This window comes from Kribbella sp. VKM Ac-2566 (genome assembly GCF_004366005.1).
Lineage (GTDB): Bacteria > Actinomycetota > Actinomycetes > Propionibacteriales > Kribbellaceae > Kribbella > Kribbella pratensis.
This window is the reverse complement of sequence record NZ_SODT01000010.1, coordinates 97,625-114,884: the sequence shown is the minus strand read 5'-3', so window position 1 is coordinate 114,884 and position 17,260 is coordinate 97,625. Positions and strand designations below refer to the sequence as shown.

The window sequence follows — 17,260 nt, the reverse complement described above, 5'->3', positions numbered from 1 at the left end:
AGCTCCTGTCCCGTGCCCACCAACCCGACGACCTTCCACTCGCTACGGACAACAACAAGAAAATCAGACCGGAAGCACTTCGGCGCCTTCCGTCCCGGGCTGCTCGAACTGGGTCCGGTGCAGTTCCTCGTACCGTCCGGCCGCCGCGAGGAGATCCGCGTGCGTGCCGCGTTCGACGATCCGCCCGTCCTCGACCACGAGGATCTGGTCGGCGGCCCGGATGGTCGACAAGCGGTGCGCGATGACCACCGCCGTACGTCCGGAAAGGGCCTCAGTCAGCGCCGCCTGCACGGCGGCCTCGTTCGTCGAGTCCAGCGCCGCGGTCGCCTCGTCGAGGATGACCACCCGCGGCTGCGCGAGCAGCAACCGTGCGATCGTCAACCGCTGCCGCTCACCACCCGACAGCCGGTACCCACGCTCACCCACGACCGTGTCCAGCTGATCAGGCAGCGACCGGATCAACTCACCCAGCCGGGCACGCTCCAGCGCGTCCCACAGATCGTCCTCGGTGGCCTCGGGACGCGCGAGCAGCAGGTTCTCCCGGATCGAGTCGTGGAACAGGTGCCCGTCCTGCGTGACCATGCCGAGCGTCTCCCGCAACGACTCCGCGGACACATCCCGTACGTCGACCCCGGCGAGCTTCACGGAGCCCGAGTCCACGTCGTACAACCGCGGAATCAGCTGCGCGATCGTCGACTTCCCGGCACCCGACGAGCCGACGAGCGCGACCATCTGCCCGGGCTCGGCGCGGAACGAGACGTCGTGCAGCACCTCGACGCCACCGCGGGTGTCCAGCTTCGCGACCTCCTCGAGCGACGCCAGCGACACCTTGTCCGCCGACGGGTACGCGAAGCTGACGCCGGAGAACTCCACCGCCACCGGACCCTCGGGCACTCGTCCCGCGTCCGGCTTGTCCTTGATCAGCGGCTCCAGGTCCAGCACCTCGAAGACCCGCTCGAAGCTCACCAGAGCGGTCATCACCTCGAGCCGCGCACTCGCGAGCGCGGTCAGCGGCGAGTACAGCCGGGTGAGCAGCAATGCCATCGAGACGACCGCGCCCGCGTCGAGCTGGTCACGCAACGCGTAGAACCCGCCCAGCCCGTAAACGACTGCCAGCGCGAGCGCGGACACCAGCGTGAGCGAGGTGACGAAGATCCATTGCACCATCGCGGTCCGGACACCGATGTCGCGCACGCGGCGCGCCCGGATCGCGAACTCGAGGGACTCGCGAGCCGGCCGTCCGAAGAGCTTCACCAGCGTCGCACCGGGCGCCGAGAACCGCTCGGTCATCTGGGTGCTCATGGTCGCGTTGTAGTCCGCCGCTTCACGTTGCAGCCCGGCCAGCTTCCTCCCGATCCGGCGCGCGGGCACGACGAAGACCGGGAGGATGACGAGCGCGAGCAGGGTGATCTGCCACGACACGCCGAGCATCACGACCAGCGTCAGCACGAGCATCACCAGGTTGCTGACGACACCGGACAGGGTGTCGCTGAACGCCCGCTGCGCACCGATCACGTCGTTGTTCAGCCGGGAGACCAGCGCGCCGGTCCGCGTCCTGGTGAAGAACGCGATCGGCATCCGCTGGATGTGGTCGAACACGGCGGTCCGCAGATCGAGGATCAGCCCCTCGCCGATGCTCGCGGACAGCCAACGGGTGAGCATGCTCAGCCCGGCCTCTGCGACCGCGATGGCCGCGATCAGCAGGGACAGTTGCAGCACGACGCTGAAGGCCTTGCCGCCGACGATCGCGTCGACCACTCGCCCGGCCAGCACCGGCGTGGCGACGGCGAGCACGGCACCGCCGATGCTCAGCACCAGGAACGAGACCAGATACCGCCGGTGGGGCCGGGCGAAGGCAAGGATCCGTCGCAAGGTGGCTCGGGAGAAGGGTCTCTTCTCGTCCTGGGCGTGCATCGCGTGGTAGAGCGAGTTCCACGCGGTCATTTCCATACTCACGGCTGTGCTCCGCTGCATCGATCGGCTGGGACGGTCGATGATTCCGCACACCACCGACAAAACCTCACGCTAGAACCTCGACGGAACTTGAGGTCAACTGCGTACACTGTACGAAGAATAGCCGCTGACAAGGAATCACGCACATGAACCAGGAGCACAGCGGCAGCGGAGACCCCGCGAAGAGTCTCGAACTGCTGTGGCGCCGGCGTCCCGCGCCCACCCGCGGGCCGAAGCCGGCGCAGACCGTCGACGGGATCGTCGCGGTCGCTCTGCAGGTCGCGGACGCCGAAGGACTGGCCGCGATGTCGATGCGCCGGGTCGCCGACGAGCTCGGCGTCGGTGCGATGACGCTGTACCGCTATTTCCCAGGCAAAGGTGAACTGCTCGACGTCATGCTCGACACCGTGTACGGCGAGCTCCCGCGCCGCGTCGTACCGGGGGACTGGCGAGCAGCCCTCGACGAGGTCGCTCGGGAGAACCGGGAGCTGTACCTGCGGCACCCCTGGCTGCTCCAGGTCGCGATCAACCGCCCGCCGCTCGGGCCGAACGTGATGGCCAAGTACGAGTGGGAGCTGACCGCGGTCGAGGGGATCGGACTCACCGATCTGGAGATGGATGCGACCGTCGCACTCGTCAACGGCTACGTGCACGGGGCCGTCCGTACGGCGGTCGAAGCGCGCCAGGTGATCCAGCGGTCCGGGATGACCGACAAGGAGTGGTGGCTGGCGCACGTACCGCACCTGGATCAGATCGGGGACCTGGACAAGTTCCCCCTCTCGTCCCGCGTCGGGACGGCGGTCGGGAATGAGTTCGATGCTCCTTATGATGCCGAACATGCGTTCGAGTACGGTCTGGAAAGGGTCCTCGACGGCGTGTCCGTGCTGGTCGGGAACCGGACTGCGCCAGAAGGGTGAATGTAGTTGTGAGTGAGTACTCACTCAGTTACCTTTGAGGGCGTGAGCCCACGAGCGACCCCACTGCCTCCCGAGGAACGGCGCGCTGCCATCCTCGCGGCCGCGATGCCGTTGCTGGAGGAGTTCGGCACCGAGGTCAGCACCAAGCAGATCGCCGAGGCGGCGGGGATCGCCGAAGGGACGATCTTCCGTGCGTTCGGCAGCAAGGACGCGCTGATCGAGGCCGCGATGGCGACCGTGTTCGACCCCTCGGACCTGATCCGGGCGCTCGAGCAGGTCGATCGCACCTTGCCGCTGCGGGAGCGGACCGTCGTCGCGGTCGAGATCAGCCAGAAGCGGTTACGCCGGGTGTTCAAACTGCTGTTCGCGCTGCGGGTCCGCCGACCGCCTGAGTTCAAGCACTCGACACCGATGGACGAGGCCCGGCGCAAACATCAGAACGACCTGGCCAATGCCGCGTTCGCCGATCTGCTGCGGCCGGACGCCGACCAGCTCCGGGTTCCTCCGGAGGATGTCGTCCGGATGATCGGCATGCTCACCTTCTCGGCCACCCACCCAATGATTTCCGGCGGCCACGTGCTGACCGCCGAAGAGATCGTCGACTTCGCCTTCGACGGTCTCCGCAAGCACCACACCGGTCAGCCACCGGCCTCCGAGGACATCGTCGGGTTCGCGCTCGACGGTGCCCGCCATCACGACTCTGGGGATGATTGATGTTACTTCGCGTCTTGCGTACGCACCTGCGTCCGTACGCGGGAAACCTGCTCCTGGTGGTCGTCCTGCAACTGGTCGGGACGATTGCCTCCCTCTACCTACCCAGCCTGAACGCCGACATCATCGACAACGGTGTGGCCAAGGGTGACACCGGCTACATCATGGACACCGGCGGCTGGATGCTCGCGGTCAGCCTGGTGCAGATCGCCTGCACGATCACCGCGGTGTACTTCGGGGCGAAGACGGCCGCCCTGTTCGGACGCGACGTACGCGCCGCCGTGTTCCACCGGGTCGGCGAGTTCTCCGCCCGGGAGGTGAACCAGTTCGGTGCGCCGACGCTGATCTCCCGCAGCACGAACGACGTGACCCAGATCCAGATGCTGGTCGTCACCACCTGCACGATGCTGGTCGCCGCGCCGATCACGATGGTCGGCGGCGTCATCATGGCGGTCCGCGAGGACGTCGGCCTGTCCTGGCTGGTCGCGGTCGCCGTACCGCTGCTGGCCGGCTGTGTCGGCTTCATCGCCAGCCGGATGGTGCCGCAGTTCCGGAAGATGCAGAAGAACATCGACGGCGTGAACCGGGTGCTGCGCGAGCAGATCGCCGGGATCCGGGTGGTCCGGGCGTTCGTCCGCGAACCGCACGAGGTCGAGCGGTTCGGCGAGGCCAACGCGAACCTGACCGACACCGCGATCCGGGCCGGCCGGCTGATGGCGCTGGTGTTCCCGACGGTGATGCTGATCCTGAACGTGTCGAGTGTCGCGGTGCTGTGGTTCGGCGCCTCCCGGATCGAGAACGGGACGATGGAGGTCGGCGCGCTGACCGCGTTCCTGAGCTACCTGATCCAGATCTTGTTCTCGGTGATGATGGGCGTGTTCGTGATGATCATGGTGCCCCGGGCCTCGGTCTGCGCGGACCGGATCGCCGAGGTGCTGGACACCGACTCGTCGGTGCGGCCGCCGGTCACGCCGATCCGTAGCTTCACCGGTCGCGGCCAACTCGTGTTCGAACACGCCTCCTTCAAGTACCCGGGTGCCGCCGAGCCGGTGCTGCAGGACATCAGCTTCGTCGCGTCGCCGGGCCAGACGACCGCGATCATCGGCAGTACCGGTGCGGGCAAGACCACCCTGTTGTCGCTCGTGCCGCGATTGATCGACGCGACCGAGGGGCGGGTGCTCGTCGACGGTATCGACGTACGGGAGATCGCGCCCGAGGCGCTGTGGGAGCGGATCGGTCTGGTGCCGCAGCGTCCGTACCTGTTCTCCGGGACGGTCGCCAGCAACCTGCGGTACGGGAACCCGGACGCGACCGACGAGGAGCTCTGGGAGGCGCTGGAGATTGCCCAGGGCAAGGACTTCGTCGAGGCCATGCCGGAAGGCCTGAACGCGCCGATCGCGCAGGGCGGCACGAACGTGTCCGGCGGTCAGCGGCAAAGGCTCGCGATCGCGCGGGCGCTGGTCCGGAAGCCGGAGATCTTCCTGTTCGACGACTCGTTCTCGGCCCTCGACCTGGCGACGGACGCCCGGCTGCGGGCGGCGCTGCGCCCGGTCACCCGGGAGGCGTGCGTGGTCGTCGTCGCCCAGCGGGTCTCGACGATCATCGACGCCGACCAGATCGTGGTGATCGAGGACGGCGCGATCGTCGGCAAGGGCACCCATCAGGAGTTGCTCGACACGTGTCCGACGTACGTCGAGATCGTCGAGTCCCAGCGTTCCGCGGAGGAGGCGGCATGAGCGAGTCCCAAGAGCCTGCTGCGGACGGCACGGCAGAAAACAAGACTGTCAAGGCGACTGAGCGACCCACCACCGGGCGCGCGTTCGGGCCTCCGGGAGGTATTCCGGGGGACAAGTCGATGAACTTCCTGCCCTCGGCGAAGCGGCTGCTCAGGCGGCTGCGTCCGCACCGGGTGCAGGTTTCGGGTGTGATCCTGCTCGCGATCTTCAGCGTCGGCCTGTCGGTGCTCGGCCCGAAGGTCCTCGGTCGCGCGACCGACATCATCTTCTCCGGCGCGATCGGCAAGAGGTTCCCGCGCGGCGTGACCAAGGAGCAGATCATCGAGCAGACCCGCGCGTCCGGCAACGGCCGGCTGGCGGACCTGCTGCAGGGGATCGACCTGATCCCCGGTGTCGGCATCGACACCGATGCCCTGCGCAACGTCCTGCTGCTGGCACTGGCGTTGTACGCCGGCGCGTTCTTCCTGTCCTGGGCGCAGGGTTACATCCTGAACGGCGTCGTACAGCGGACCATTCTCGACCTGCGGTCCGAGGTCGAGGAGAAGCTGAACAAGCTGCCGTTGAGCTACTTCGACGGCGCGCCGCGCGGTGAGCTGCTCAGCCGGGTGACCAACGACATCGACAACATCTCGACCAGCCTGCAGCAGACGCTGAGCCAGTTGCTCACCTCGCTGCTGACGGTGATCGGGGTGGTCACGATGATGTTCGTGATCTCGCCGCTGCTGGCGCTGATCGCGCTCGTCACGATCCCGATCTCGATGGTGCTGACCGCGGCGATCGCCAAGCGGTCGCAGGTACGGTTCGTCGCGCAATGGCGGCATACCGGCGCCTTGAACGGTCAGATCGAGGAGGCGTTCACCGGGCACGAGTTGGTGAAGGTCTTCGGCCGGCAGAAGGAGATCGAGGCGAGCTTCGCGGAGAAGAACGAGGAGCTGTACAAGGCCGCGTTCGGGGCGCAGTTCATCTCCGGTCTGATCATGCCGTTGATGATGTTCATCGGGAACGTGAACTACGTGGTGATCGCGGTCGTCGGCGGTCTGCGGGTCGCCTCCGGCACGATGTCGCTGGGTGACGTCCAGGCGTTCATCCAGTACTCGCGGCAGTTCACCCAGCCGCTGACCCAGGTGGCCTCGATGGCGAACCTGCTGCAGTCCGGTGTGGCGTCGGCGGAACGTGTGTTCGAGGTGCTGGACGCGAAGGAGCAGGTGCCGGACGACGCGACGCCGCAGAAGGTCACGGACTCGCGGGGCCGGGTCGAGTTCGAGCACGTGTCGTTCTCGTACAAGCCGGACGAGCCGCTGATCACCGACCTGAGCCTGGTCGCCGAACCCGGCCAGACGGTCGCGATCGTCGGACCGACCGGTGCCGGGAAGACCACGCTGGTCAACCTGATCATGCGGTTCTACGAGCTCAACAGCGGCCGGATCACCCTCGACGGCGTCGACATCACCGAGCTGACCCGGCACGACCTGCGCTCGCGGATCGGCATGGTGCTGCAGGACACGTGGCTGTTCGGCGGCACGATCCGGGACAACCTCCTCTACGGCAACCTGAAGGCCACCGAGGAGGACATGCTGGCGGCAGCGAAGGCGACGTACGTCGATCGCTTCGTGCACAGCCTGCCGGACGGGTACGACACGGTCATCGACGAGGAAGGCAGCAACGTCAGCGCCGGTGAGAAGCAGCTGCTCACCATCGCCCGCGCGTTCCTCGCCGACCCGCAGTTGCTGATCCTCGACGAGGCGACCAGTTCGGTCGACACCCGCACGGAGGTCCTGGTGCAGCGCGCCATGGCCGCCCTGCGCTCCGACCGCACCAGCTTCGTCATCGCCCACCGCCTGTCCACCATCCGCGACGCCGACCTGATCCTGGTCATGGAGAACGGCGCCATCGTCGAACAGGGCAACCACATCGAACTCCTGGCCGAGAACGGCGCCTACGCCCGCCTCTACAACGCCCAGTTCAGCGGCGCAGTAGTAGACATCGACGAAGAAGCGGCCGCCATCGCCGCACCGGTAGCCACCCCGGCCGGCCGCCCAATGGCCCGCTGACCGAAAGGACGGGGACGCACCGCAGCGTCCCCGTCCTGCACGCCCTGTGGATAACTTCCGCGGGGTTTGCGCCGACTGTGGCGTACTTGAAGCATGGCGAGTGACGCAGACTCGGTGCGGCGACGTGGCAACCATTGGGCGCAGGTGACCGCATCGAGGCTGGGCCTCACCGATCCGGCCCACCTGGCCACCTTGCGGGACGCATACCTTGTCGCATACCAGTTCCCGGCGCCGTTGATGGTGCGGGTGGCCGACAACATGCTGGCCGATCTTCGGGCGGATGTGGGGTCTCGTCGTACCGACCGGATCCTCGCCCTGGGCCGTGACGGGCACCACCTGGCGTTCGCGATGAGAATGCTCGACGGCGACTTCTTCCAGCAGAACTGCTCCAACCTGGTGGTGTCGCGGGCGCTGGTCGAGAACGCACTGCAGGATCTCGAGAACCACCAAGGGATGCGGTTCCCGCAGCTCGACGGATTCCGGCGGGTCGCGTCACGCGTGGATCCGGCGGACACAGTCGGTGGTCTCCTGGTGTTGACGGAGTACCTGCAGATGCGTCAGGTGCCGGTCGGTCGGCCGGGGAGCAGGGTGAGCGTGTTCGACACGAGCTTCAAGGGCACGGTGCAAGAGCTCCTGTCTGCTGTGTATCCGGAGACAACCTTCACCGGGCGGTACGCGTTCCACGGCGAGTCGCCGTACGATCCGCATCCGGGGAGCAAGAAGGGGTATGAAGTACACCTGTCGGCTTCGGAAGGACGGGGCGGCCTGCCGCTCTACGAGCTGCCGCCGGATGTGTCCAAGACGTTCGCGCATCAGCTCGCGCTCAACAGTATCGAGGAGCTCCTGGACGGACCGATGTCCAGTCCGGTCCGAATCGGCTCCGCCGGTCCCGAACAGACCGGTCAGCGCCATCACCCGGAGCTTCTGGACGGACTGAGCCGCGGCCGGATCTCCCCGCGGTTGCAGCACCTTTCGGTGCGTGAAGGTGTCAAGGTGATGAACCTCCAAGCGGTTGCCGACCTCGCCGGAGATGTGGCGAGGGTGCGCGATGCCGGAGGCAACTACCGTCGCTGGCTGGACGACTGGGCACACAGGTACCGGATGGAGATTCGCGCCTGGATCAGCGGCGGATCGACCGATCCACGACTGGCGGAGCTTCTCGACTCGTTCGTGCACCGTGCCGACAAGACGCAGGCCGAGTTGCTGCAGAAGACTCTCGACCGGGCGCAAGTTCCTGAGGCCGCGCGTCAGTCGATCTGGACGGCGTACGAGCGATGTGGCAGCGACGGGGACAAGAAGGTCTTCGTAGAGAATGTTCTGAACTCGACTCGGGCAAGCGGAGGTTGTGATGGGCGGCGGGAAGGAAAGAGACCCGGAGGCCGACTGGATGGCCCTCGCAGGGACGACCGCGAGCTTTGAGGGGTTCGAGGAGATGGCGGACGCGATGATTCGGGACGGGCCTCCGCCACGGGTAGGCGTGCCGGCGATTGCCACAGCGCCGATGATCATCGACACCGATCTGGGTGGGGATCCGGACGACGCGGTGGCGTTGATGGTGGCGGCCCGGCGGGTGCCCGAGTTGCGGTTGGTGGTGACCAGCGACGAATACGGTGGTGAGCGGGCTCGGCTCGTGCGGTATCTGCTGGATCTCGTCGGACGGCCTGATGTACGCGTCGTGGCTGGGTCCGATCTGGGGAACAGCCGGATGTGGATCATGGATGGAGTCTGCCCGCCGGAGGTACCTCGGCAGGACGACGACGTGGTGGCGGTGGTCGACGAGATCTGCGCCGGGATCGAGGGGCGGATCCGATGGGTCGGCATGGGCCCGCTGTCGAATCTCGCTCGGCTGCGACGCGAGGAGCCGTTGCTGCTGCCGCGGTTTGCCGTCACCCAGATGGGCGGGGCCATCACCTATCGCGACCCGTCGCGGGCCGAGCACAACTTCAGGGTGGATCCCGCGGCGGCGATCCGGATGCTGCCCGAGCTCGGCCTCTGGAACCCGAGGTTCGTGGTTTCGGACGTGACGTTCAACCCCGCGATGGAGATCACCCGAGAGTCCGCGCTCTACCAACGCTGGGGCCGCCCGGACGCGCGACCGTGGGAGCGGGTACTGCGCGAGCACTTCGACCGGTGGATGGTGAAGTACCCGGGGTCGATGCAGCACGACGCGCTGGCGCTGGCGGCGGCGATGCTCTGGCCGGGGGTGCGGTTCATCCGGGAACACGTTGCGCTCGACGAGATTGCGCGCATGAGTCTGCACGCTGACGGCACCGAGATCGCGATGTCCGTGTCCGCCGACTACTCCGCGTTCATGTCCTGGCTGGCCGGCGCCCTGAGTTGATGCCGGAGGAGGGCCGCCATCCCGGACTGGATGGCGGCCCTCAGTTCGTCAGTCCTGGGGCTGCACGAGGTGGGGGCGGAGGGCCAGTAGGGCGCCCAGCGTGGCGTAGCCGATCAGGAGGTGGAAGCCGCCGACCCAGCGGGCGACGCTGTCGCCGATGAGCACGGCGCACGGGACGGTGATGATCGCCCAGCTCTCGGCGACCAGCGGCCACCAGCGGAGTGCGCCGCGCCAGCGCCCGGCGACGGCGATCTTGATCGCGATCACCATCATGCCGAGCATGGACAGCGGCCAGCAGATGTCCATCGGGATCAGCCACGCGGCGTCCTGCAGATTCGACGGCAGTACGCCGTGCAGGAGCGACCAGACACTGGCGATGCCGAGGATCACCGCCTCCACCTTCAGCAGGACCGTGGACGGTCCGGTTGCGCGGGTCCTGAACTGCACAGCCAGCAGGCAGAACACCCCGAGCTGGAACGCGAGGCCGGTCAGGTCCCCGATCCGCTCGGGCACCCCCTCGTTGACCGTGCTGAACGCGAAGATGCTCGCCGCCCAGGCCAGCGTGCCGACGGTCAGTCCGAGTCCCAGTCGCCGGATCGTGCCCTCCGCCAGGCCGGTCGCGGCCCTGAGCGTCGGTGGTACGTCGGTGCGGGCTCTGGCAGGTGTGGTTGTCATTTCGGTTCCTCCCCCTGAGGTTTGTCTTGGCACCGAGTCTTCGCGGCACACCGACCCGGGCGGCAGGGTCTGGCGTCCCGGGCGATGTCCCGACTCGAGAAGGGACAACTGACCCGCGACGGCGGGACACACTCTGGGTGACAATGCATCGGTGGGGGAGGAGACACGGAGGGGATGGGGGCCGGCTGCACTCGGTGCGGCCGCGCTCCTGCTGACTGCTGCCACGATCGTTCTCGACCTCCGCAACGGCACGAACGCACCGGCCGACGCACAGCTGGACGAAGGATGGACGTCGGCTCTGTCCGGCCTCGCACAGGTCGTGCCGGGTGTACTTCTCCTGCATCGCCTTCCGCGGCACCCGATCGCGTGGATCCTGACCGGATCCGGTCTGTTGTGGGTGGTCGACGGGCTCGCCTCGAGCTGGGCGACGTACTCGATCTACACGTCTCCGGGACTGCCTGGCGGGTCGGCGGCGTACTGGTTCTACTCCCGCTTCGGCGCGTTCCTGCTGCTCGGGCTGCCACTGCTCATCTTGCTCTTCCCGGACGGGAAGCTGGTTACGGCGAGAGTATGGCGCTGGCTCTCGATCGTCAGCCTTGCGCTGACTCTGCTCCTCCCAGTTCTCCTGCTCGTCGCGCCCATGGACGTGATGCAGCGCTACCACAGCGCCGAGCTGCCGCCGGAGATCACCAGGCTGGCGCTCGACCCGTTCAGCATCGATGCCCCGTACGACGTCTGGGCGGGACTGCTCCGGGTTGCGTACGCGGGCGTGATCGTCAGCCTGGTCGTGCCGTTCGCCGTCGCCGTTCACCGCTACCGCGCGGCCACGCGGGAGAGCAGAGCGCAGCTCCGGTGGCTGATGTGGGCCGCTCTGGTGGACATGATCGTCCTGATCGTTCCGTTCGAGAATCCGCCCGCGGTCCCGGCGATCATGTTCGGCCTGGCGATCGCGGTCACGTCGGCGGCCATCGTCGTCGCGGTCGCCAAACACCGCCTGTACGACATCGATCGGTTGCTCTCGGCCACCTTCCTGTACGGCGTACTCGCGGTGCTCGTGGTCGGCATCGACCTCGCCGTGTTCGCGATCGCCGGCGGGATGCTCGGCGAGCGGGACGCCGCACTGGTCGCGATCGCCGTCGTCGCCGTGGTCTACGCGCCGCTGCGGAGCCGGCTCTGGCGGTGGGTACGGCGCCTGGTCCGCGGCTCCCGGGATGATCCGTACGCGACCATGTCGACCTTGGCCGAGCGGCTCGAGTCGGCCGCGGACCCGGATCAGCAACTCCACGCGGTCGCGCGCACGGTTGCCGACGCGTTCCGGCTGCCCTATGTGCGGGTGGAGATCGAGCGTTCCGGCGGCGGGCTGGCGATCGTCGAGCACGGACGCGCATCGGGTCCGACGCATGCGCTGCCGGTCGGCTACCGCGGTGAGCCGGTCGGCCGGCTGGTGTTCTGTCCGGGCGACGGGACGGCGTTGTCGGAACGCGACCAGCGACTGCTGGGTGATCTCGTCCGGCAGGCGGCCGCGGCCGCCCGCGCGACCGAGCTGAGCACCGAACTGCAGCGGAGCCGCAGCCGGCTGGTCGCCGCTCGTGAGGAGGAACGGCGGCGGATCCGCCGGGACCTGCACGACGGTCTCGGCCCGAGCCTGGGCGCCGTGACGTTGCGCATCGAGACCGCCCGGAACCTCGCGAAGTCCGCCCCCGACGAGGCGGACCGGATCCTGGTCCAGGCGACGACCGAGATGGCCGCCGCGGTGGCCGACGTACGGCGGCTCGTCCACGACCTGCGACCGCCGGCCTTGGACGAGTTGGGTCTGGTGCGGGCGATCCAGCAACAAGCCGAGCCGTTCCGGCTCGCGGGACTCGCGGTGTCCGTGGACGCGGACCCGCTCGGAACGTTGCCGGCCGGCGTGGAGGTGGCGGCGTACCGGATCGCGTCGGAGGCGCTGACGAACGTCGCCCGGCACGCCGCGGCATCCCGGTGTGATATCGCCCTCCGGCTGGACGAGGCGGCGCTGGAGTTGTCGGTGCAGGACGACGGGATCGGGATCGGCGAAGACGTCGCGGCGGGGGTGGGGATGTTGTCGGTGCGGGAACGAGTTGCCGAACTCGGCGGAGTCTGTAGTGTCACGTGTCCACCGAGCGGCGGCACCGCCGTCCACGTGAGGTTGCCGCTGGACGCCGTACCGGAGGTTGCTCATGGATGAGTCAGTGCGTGTGCTGCTGGCCGACGATCATCCCGTCTACCGCGACGGGCTGGCCGCATTGCTCGGGTCGCTGGACGGTGTCGAGGTCGTCGGTACGGCGGCCGACGGGGTGGAGGCCGTGGACGGAGCGCGGGAGTTGCAGCCGGATGTCGTGGTGATGGACGTGCAGATGCCGCGGCTCGACGGGATCGAGGCGACGCGTGCGATCACCGCCGACAGTCCGCACATCGGCGTCGTCGTACTCACGATGGCCGAGGAGGACCAGACGCTGTTCGCCGCGATGCGGGCGGGCGCTCGTGGCTACCTGTTGAAAGGCGCGAGCCAGGGTGAGATCGTGCGTGCGATCACCGCGGTCGCCCAGGGCGAGGCGATCTTCGGTCCGGCAATCGCGCGCAGGGTGGCCGAATTCTTCGCGGCCGCGCCGGCGGCCACGCCCGGCAGCGCTTTCCCGCAGCTCACCTCGCGCGAGCACGAGATTCTCGCCCTGGTTGCTGCGGGCCGCTCGAACGCCCAGATCGCGAGCGAGCTCTACCTGTCTCCGAAGACGGTCCGGAACAATGTCTCGAACATCTTCACCAAGCTTCATGTCGCCGACCGGGCCGAAGCCATCATCCGGGCTCGCGACGCTGGCCTCGGTCGCTGAGTCGTCAGTCTGATCTGGACCGAGTACGGCGGGCGTAGGCGCGGGCGGCTCGGGTTCGGTCGCCGCAGCGGGTGGAGCACCAGTGGCGGCGGCCGTGGCGGATCAGGTAGCGGTTGCAGGGCGTGGACTCGCAAGCCGTGAGGGTTTCCGCTTCCTCGCTGGTGAGGAGGTCGGCTGCGCTGGCGGCGATGGTTGCCAGGGCGTGCTCGAGGATCTCGTTGGTGGGGCAGGGAGTGGCTCGGTAGGGGCCGGTCTTGTCGTCCCAGCGGAGGAGTGCGGCGGTCGGGACACGGGTGAGGGCGTCGTTGACGGCGTCGAGCGCCGCGGGGAGCGCGGGCGCGCCGGTGACTCGGGCGGCGAAGAGGGAGCGGACGTGCTCGCGGAGGGCGCGGAGCTGGGTCGCGCACATCTCCTGTACGTCGGCGTTCTCGGGCGCGAGGCCGCGCTCGGTGAGCCAGTCGTTGACGGCCGCGGGACTGCCGAGCAGGTCGACGTACTGACCGCCGGGGAGCGCGATCGCAGTGTTGGCGAAGTCCAGCGCGAGCCACGTGTCGGAGCCGGGAGCAGGCGGCAACGGCGCGACGGCGTCAGGCTGGGCGGGGATCGGGTCCGGCATGTTTCTCATGGTACAGGTTGCGAATATCCGTGAGAACGATCTACCGTTCTCACGGATAATTCATTGCCTATCCGTGAGGAACTCATGAAGCTGACGGCGTTGCTGGTGTGCGTGTTCGGAGTGACCACGGGAGAGTTCGTGGTGGCCGGGATCCTGCCGGCGGTGGCGGGGGATCTGGGGGTGTCGATCCCGGCGGCCGGGTTGCTGGTCACGGCGTACGCGCTGGGCATGATCGTCGGCGGCCCGTTGCTGACGGCAATCACCGCGGGACGGCCGCGCAAACCGCTCGTCCTCGGGCTGCTCGCGGTCGCTGTCACAGGCAACCTGCTGTCCACGATCGCTCCCGATTACGGCGTGCTGTTCGCCGCGCGGATCGTGACGGCACTCGTCACGTCCACGTTCTTCGCGAACGCGATCGTGATCGCGACCACCTCAGCGCCTCCGGACAAGAAGGCGTCCACGGTCGCGAAGCTTGCCCTCGGCATGAACCTGGCGATGATCCTCGGCGCACCGCTCGGCACCTGGATCGGCGACGAGCTCGGCTGGCGGACGACGTTCGCCGCGATCACAGCCTGCTGCGCGGCCGGCCTGATCCTGGTCGCCCGGTTCGTCCCGAATGATCAGCCCGGCGTACGCACCCGCGCGCTGCGCGAGTTCGCCGTTTTCCGCAACCGCGACCTGCTCCTCGCGATCGCCATCACTGCCGTCGCGAACATCGGCGCACTGATGGTGTTCACCTACCTCGCACCGCTGCTGACCGGCCCGGCGTCGTTCCCCGCGGGGGCCGTCGCCCCGATGCTGCTGGTGTACGGCGTCGGCGCGACGATCGGCAACCTGGTGGGCGGCCGCCTGGCTGACCGCGCCCTGCTGCCTTCGCAACTCGGCGCGCTAGCGCTGCTAGTTCTACTGCTCATCGCCCTCCGGATGAGCCCAGCCGCGATCCTGACCGGTGTGCTGGTCTTCGCCCTCGGCGCCGTCGGATTCTCCGTGATCCCCGGTATGCAGGCCCGCGTCCTCGCCACAGCCGCCGCGGCCCCGACGTTGGCTATCGCCGTCAACGCCTCGTCGTACCAGGTCGCGGCCGCTTTCGCAGGCTGGCTGGGCGGCCGGGTCATCGCCGGACCCGGCCTGCCCACGATCTACTTGGTCGCCGCGGCGACGACGGTCCTCGGGCTCGCGCTCACCGGGCTGGCGTTAGCGCGCGAGGCGACGTACAGCGAGCTCCGCCAGTAGGGCGGCGGCGTCGGGGAGGACCGAGTCGTCGAAGTTGGCCAGTGGGGAATGGTTGTCGGCGGCTGCGTCGGGGTCGGGGGAGGCGCAGGCGCTGAGGTTGAGGTAGACGCCCGGGACCTCCTGCAGGATGTAGGAGAAGTCCTCGGCGCCGCAGCGTGGATTCGGCCGTTCGCGGAAGCGGTCCGGGCCGAAGACGTCGACGATGGTGTCGCGGGCGAAGTTGAACTCCGCTTCGTCGTTGACCGTCACCGGATACCCGACCCGGTACTCCGCCTCTACCTGCAGCCCGTGCGCGGCCGCGAGCCCTTCGACGAGCTCGATCGACGCCTCCTGCACCTTCGCGCGGGCCACCTCGGAGAACGTCCGCACGGTCGCGTCGAAGAACGCGTCGTCCGGGATGATGTTCTCCTTGGTGCCGCCCGCGATCCGGCCGACGGTGAGCACCACCGGGTCGAACACGTCGAACTGCCGCGTGACCATCGTCTGCAACGCGGTCACGATCTCGCAGAGCACCGGAATCGGGTCCTTGCCCCGGTACGGCGTGGAGCCGTGCGTCCCCGCGCCGACAACGCGGACGGACAACTGGTCGGCCGCCGCCATGAACGATCCGGGCCTGCTGCTCCACATCCCCAACGGCTGCGAGGACGCCCCGACATGCAGCCCGTACGCCGCATCCGCCCGGCGGCCGGCCGCGTCGAGAACCCCTTCGCGGATCATGATCGGCGCGCCACCGGTCGTCTCCTCGCCCGGCTGGAACATGAACACCACGTCACCCGGCAGCTCGTCCCGCAGCGCGCACAGCACCTTCGCGGCGCCGACGAGCCCCGCGACGTGCAGGTCGTGACCGCAGGCGTGCATCATCCCCGGATGCAAGGACGCGAACGGTACGTCGGTCCGCTCAGTGACCGGCAGTGCGTCCATGTCGCCGCGCAACAGTACGACGGGACCTGGCCCGCCACCGCCGCGCAGTACGGCGGTCACCGACGACAGCTCCTTGCCTAGCGTGATCTCCAGGGGCAACCCTTCGAGCGCGTCCAGGACCAGCTGCTGCGTCTTCGGCAGGTCGAGGTCGTACTCCGGGACCTGGTGCAGCGCCCGGCGCAACGTGACGATCTCCTCGCGGAACAGCTCCGCCAGCTCGCGCGTCCGCACGCTTCCGGCGCTCACGCTTTCGGCCCGAGGTCGAGCGCCGCCATGACCCGTTGGGCGCTGCTGCCGAGCTCGAGAAGTTCGACGAGATCCAGCCAGCGCTCCGGGTCCTTGATCGTGCGCGGGAGCGTCGCGTCGTACGTCCCGACCGGCGCGTCCTTCGCCACCGCGACCACCTTGGGGGCGACGTCGAGGTAGTCGCTGTCAGCCAGGATCTTCTTCTTCACCCCGGGCGCCATCGGCGTGGTCGGGTCGGCGGCCGCGGCGCGGATCGCGTCCAGATCGCCGTACGCCGTGACCAGCGAGGCGGCCGTCTTCTCGCCGATGCCCTTCACGCCGGGCAGCCCGTCGGACGCGTCACCACGCAGCGTCGCGAAGTCGGCGTACCGCTGAGCGGGGACCTCGTACTTCGCCAGCAGCGCCTTCTCGTCGTACACCTCGGCCCGGCCGACGCCGCGGGCGGCCGTATAGACGACCCGGATGCCGCGGCTGTCGTCGATCAGCTGGAACAGGTCACGGTCCCCGGTGACGACGTCGACCGGCATCGTCGCCTGATGCGACAGCGTGCCGATCACGTCGTCCGCCTCGTGGTCGGGCGCCCCGACGACGGTGATCCCGATCGCCTCCAGGCAGGCCCGGATGTACGGCACCTGCACCTCCAGGCGGTCGGGCACGTCCTCGATCTGCTCGCCCTTCGGCGTCACGAACTCGACCCGCTGCGCCTTGTACGACGGGATCAGCGCGACCCGCCACGACGGCCGCCAGTTGTCGTCCCAGCAGGCGACCAGATGGGTCGGCTTGTGGTTCTCGGCCAGCCGGGCGATGAAGTCGAGCAGCCCCCGGATCGCGTTGGTCGGCGTACCGTCGGCAGCCTTCATCGTGTCCGGTACGCCGAAGAACGCACGAAAGTAGAGCGACGCGGTGTCGAGCAGCATCAAACGCTCGGGTCTGTCAGCCATGCCCAGATGCTTTCACAGCCCACCGACAGCCCGCGAGATCGCATGCGGCCGGGCCGGTCGCTCCAGTACT

The 17,260-nt window shown here is 68.3% G+C and carries 14 protein-coding genes; 9 read left to right on the top strand and 5 right to left on the bottom strand.

Going from position 1 to position 17,260, the window contains the following annotated elements:
• Positions 1-63 precede the first annotated feature (63 nt).
• On the bottom strand, positions 64-1,944 hold the full coding sequence (locus tag EV647_RS18925) for an ABC transporter ATP-binding protein (RefSeq protein WP_202870930.1): 1,881 nt from the start codon (positions 1,942-1,944) through the stop codon (positions 64-66).
• Between the two features lie 155 nt (positions 1,945-2,099).
• Here EV647_RS18925 and EV647_RS18920 point away from each other — a divergent pair, with 155 nt between their 5' ends.
• The 6 genes from EV647_RS18920 to EV647_RS18895 all read left to right on the top strand — a co-directional run bounded on the left by EV647_RS18920 (position 2,100) and on the right by EV647_RS18895 (position 9,709).
• Positions 2,100-2,870, top strand: a complete 771-nt coding sequence (locus EV647_RS18920) for a TetR/AcrR family transcriptional regulator (RefSeq protein ID WP_134004692.1) — start codon at positions 2,100-2,102, stop codon at positions 2,868-2,870.
• A gap of 42 nt (positions 2,871-2,912) precedes the next feature.
• Positions 2,913-3,584 carry a TetR/AcrR family transcriptional regulator gene (locus EV647_RS18915; RefSeq protein WP_238175023.1) on the top strand — a complete coding sequence of 224 codons (672 nt, stop codon included), beginning with the start codon at positions 2,913-2,915 and terminating at the stop codon, positions 3,582-3,584.
• Positions 3,584-5,317: an ABC transporter ATP-binding protein gene (locus EV647_RS18910; RefSeq protein ID WP_134004690.1), complete on the top strand. Its 1,734-nt coding sequence runs from the start codon at positions 3,584-3,586 to the stop codon at positions 5,315-5,317. Before EV647_RS18915 ends, EV647_RS18910 begins: the two co-directional genes overlap by 1 nt.
• Complete coding sequence (locus EV647_RS18905) at positions 5,314-7,368, top strand: ABC transporter ATP-binding protein (protein ID WP_134004688.1); 2,055 nt, start codon at positions 5,314-5,316, stop codon at positions 7,366-7,368. Before EV647_RS18910 ends, EV647_RS18905 begins: the two co-directional genes overlap by 4 nt.
• A gap of 93 nt (positions 7,369-7,461) precedes the next feature.
• A complete protein-coding gene (locus EV647_RS18900; RefSeq protein ID WP_134004686.1) occupies positions 7,462-8,787 on the top strand; it encodes an ABC transporter permease in 1,326 nt (441 codons plus the stop codon).
• On the top strand, positions 8,756-9,709 hold the full coding sequence (locus EV647_RS18895) for a nucleoside hydrolase (RefSeq protein ID WP_166680379.1): 954 nt from the start codon (positions 8,756-8,758) through the stop codon (positions 9,707-9,709). Before EV647_RS18900 ends, EV647_RS18895 begins: the two co-directional genes overlap by 32 nt.
• 48 nt (positions 9,710-9,757) lie before the next feature.
• Here the strand turns inward: EV647_RS18895 and EV647_RS18890 are convergent, their stop codons facing one another.
• Positions 9,758-10,384, bottom strand: coding sequence for a hypothetical protein (locus EV647_RS18890; protein WP_134004682.1), 627 nt, complete (start codon positions 10,382-10,384; stop codon positions 9,758-9,760).
• Between the two features lie 151 nt (positions 10,385-10,535).
• On the opposite strand from EV647_RS18890, the gene EV647_RS18885 reads away from it, so the two are divergent.
• Together EV647_RS18885 and EV647_RS18880 are read left to right on the top strand one after the other, a co-directional pair.
• Entirely contained in the window at positions 10,536-12,590 is a 2,055-nt protein-coding gene (locus tag EV647_RS18885; protein ID WP_134004680.1) for a sensor histidine kinase, read from the top strand.
• Positions 12,583-13,233: a response regulator transcription factor gene (locus tag EV647_RS18880; RefSeq protein WP_134004679.1), complete on the top strand. Its 651-nt coding sequence runs from the start codon at positions 12,583-12,585 to the stop codon at positions 13,231-13,233. Before EV647_RS18885 ends, EV647_RS18880 begins: the two co-directional genes overlap by 8 nt.
• Positions 13,234-13,237: 4 nt before the next feature.
• Here the strand turns inward: EV647_RS18880 and EV647_RS18875 are convergent, their stop codons facing one another.
• Positions 13,238-13,849, bottom strand: a complete 612-nt coding sequence (locus tag EV647_RS18875; protein WP_134004677.1) for an ABATE domain-containing protein — start codon at positions 13,847-13,849, stop codon at positions 13,238-13,240.
• A gap of 84 nt (positions 13,850-13,933) precedes the next feature.
• Here EV647_RS18875 and EV647_RS18870 point away from each other — a divergent pair, with 84 nt between their 5' ends.
• A complete protein-coding gene (locus tag EV647_RS18870) occupies positions 13,934-15,082 on the top strand; it encodes an MFS transporter (protein ID WP_134004675.1) in 1,149 nt (382 codons plus the stop codon).
• Here the strand turns inward: EV647_RS18870 and EV647_RS18865 are convergent.
• Together EV647_RS18865 and EV647_RS18860 are read right to left on the bottom strand one after the other, a co-directional pair.
• The gene (locus EV647_RS18865; RefSeq protein ID WP_134004674.1) at positions 15,044-16,234 is read right to left on the bottom strand and encodes a M20 family metallopeptidase; all 1,191 of its coding nucleotides are present in this window, start codon (positions 16,232-16,234) and stop codon (positions 15,044-15,046) included. The two genes, EV647_RS18870 and EV647_RS18865, sit on opposite strands and share 39 nt — an antisense overlap.
• An 11-nt stretch (positions 16,235-16,245) precedes the next feature.
• Complete coding sequence (locus tag EV647_RS18860) at positions 16,246-17,166, bottom strand: 5'-3' exonuclease (RefSeq protein ID WP_134005927.1); 921 nt, start codon at positions 17,164-17,166, stop codon at positions 16,246-16,248.
• Between the last annotated feature and the right edge of the window lie 94 nt (positions 17,167-17,260).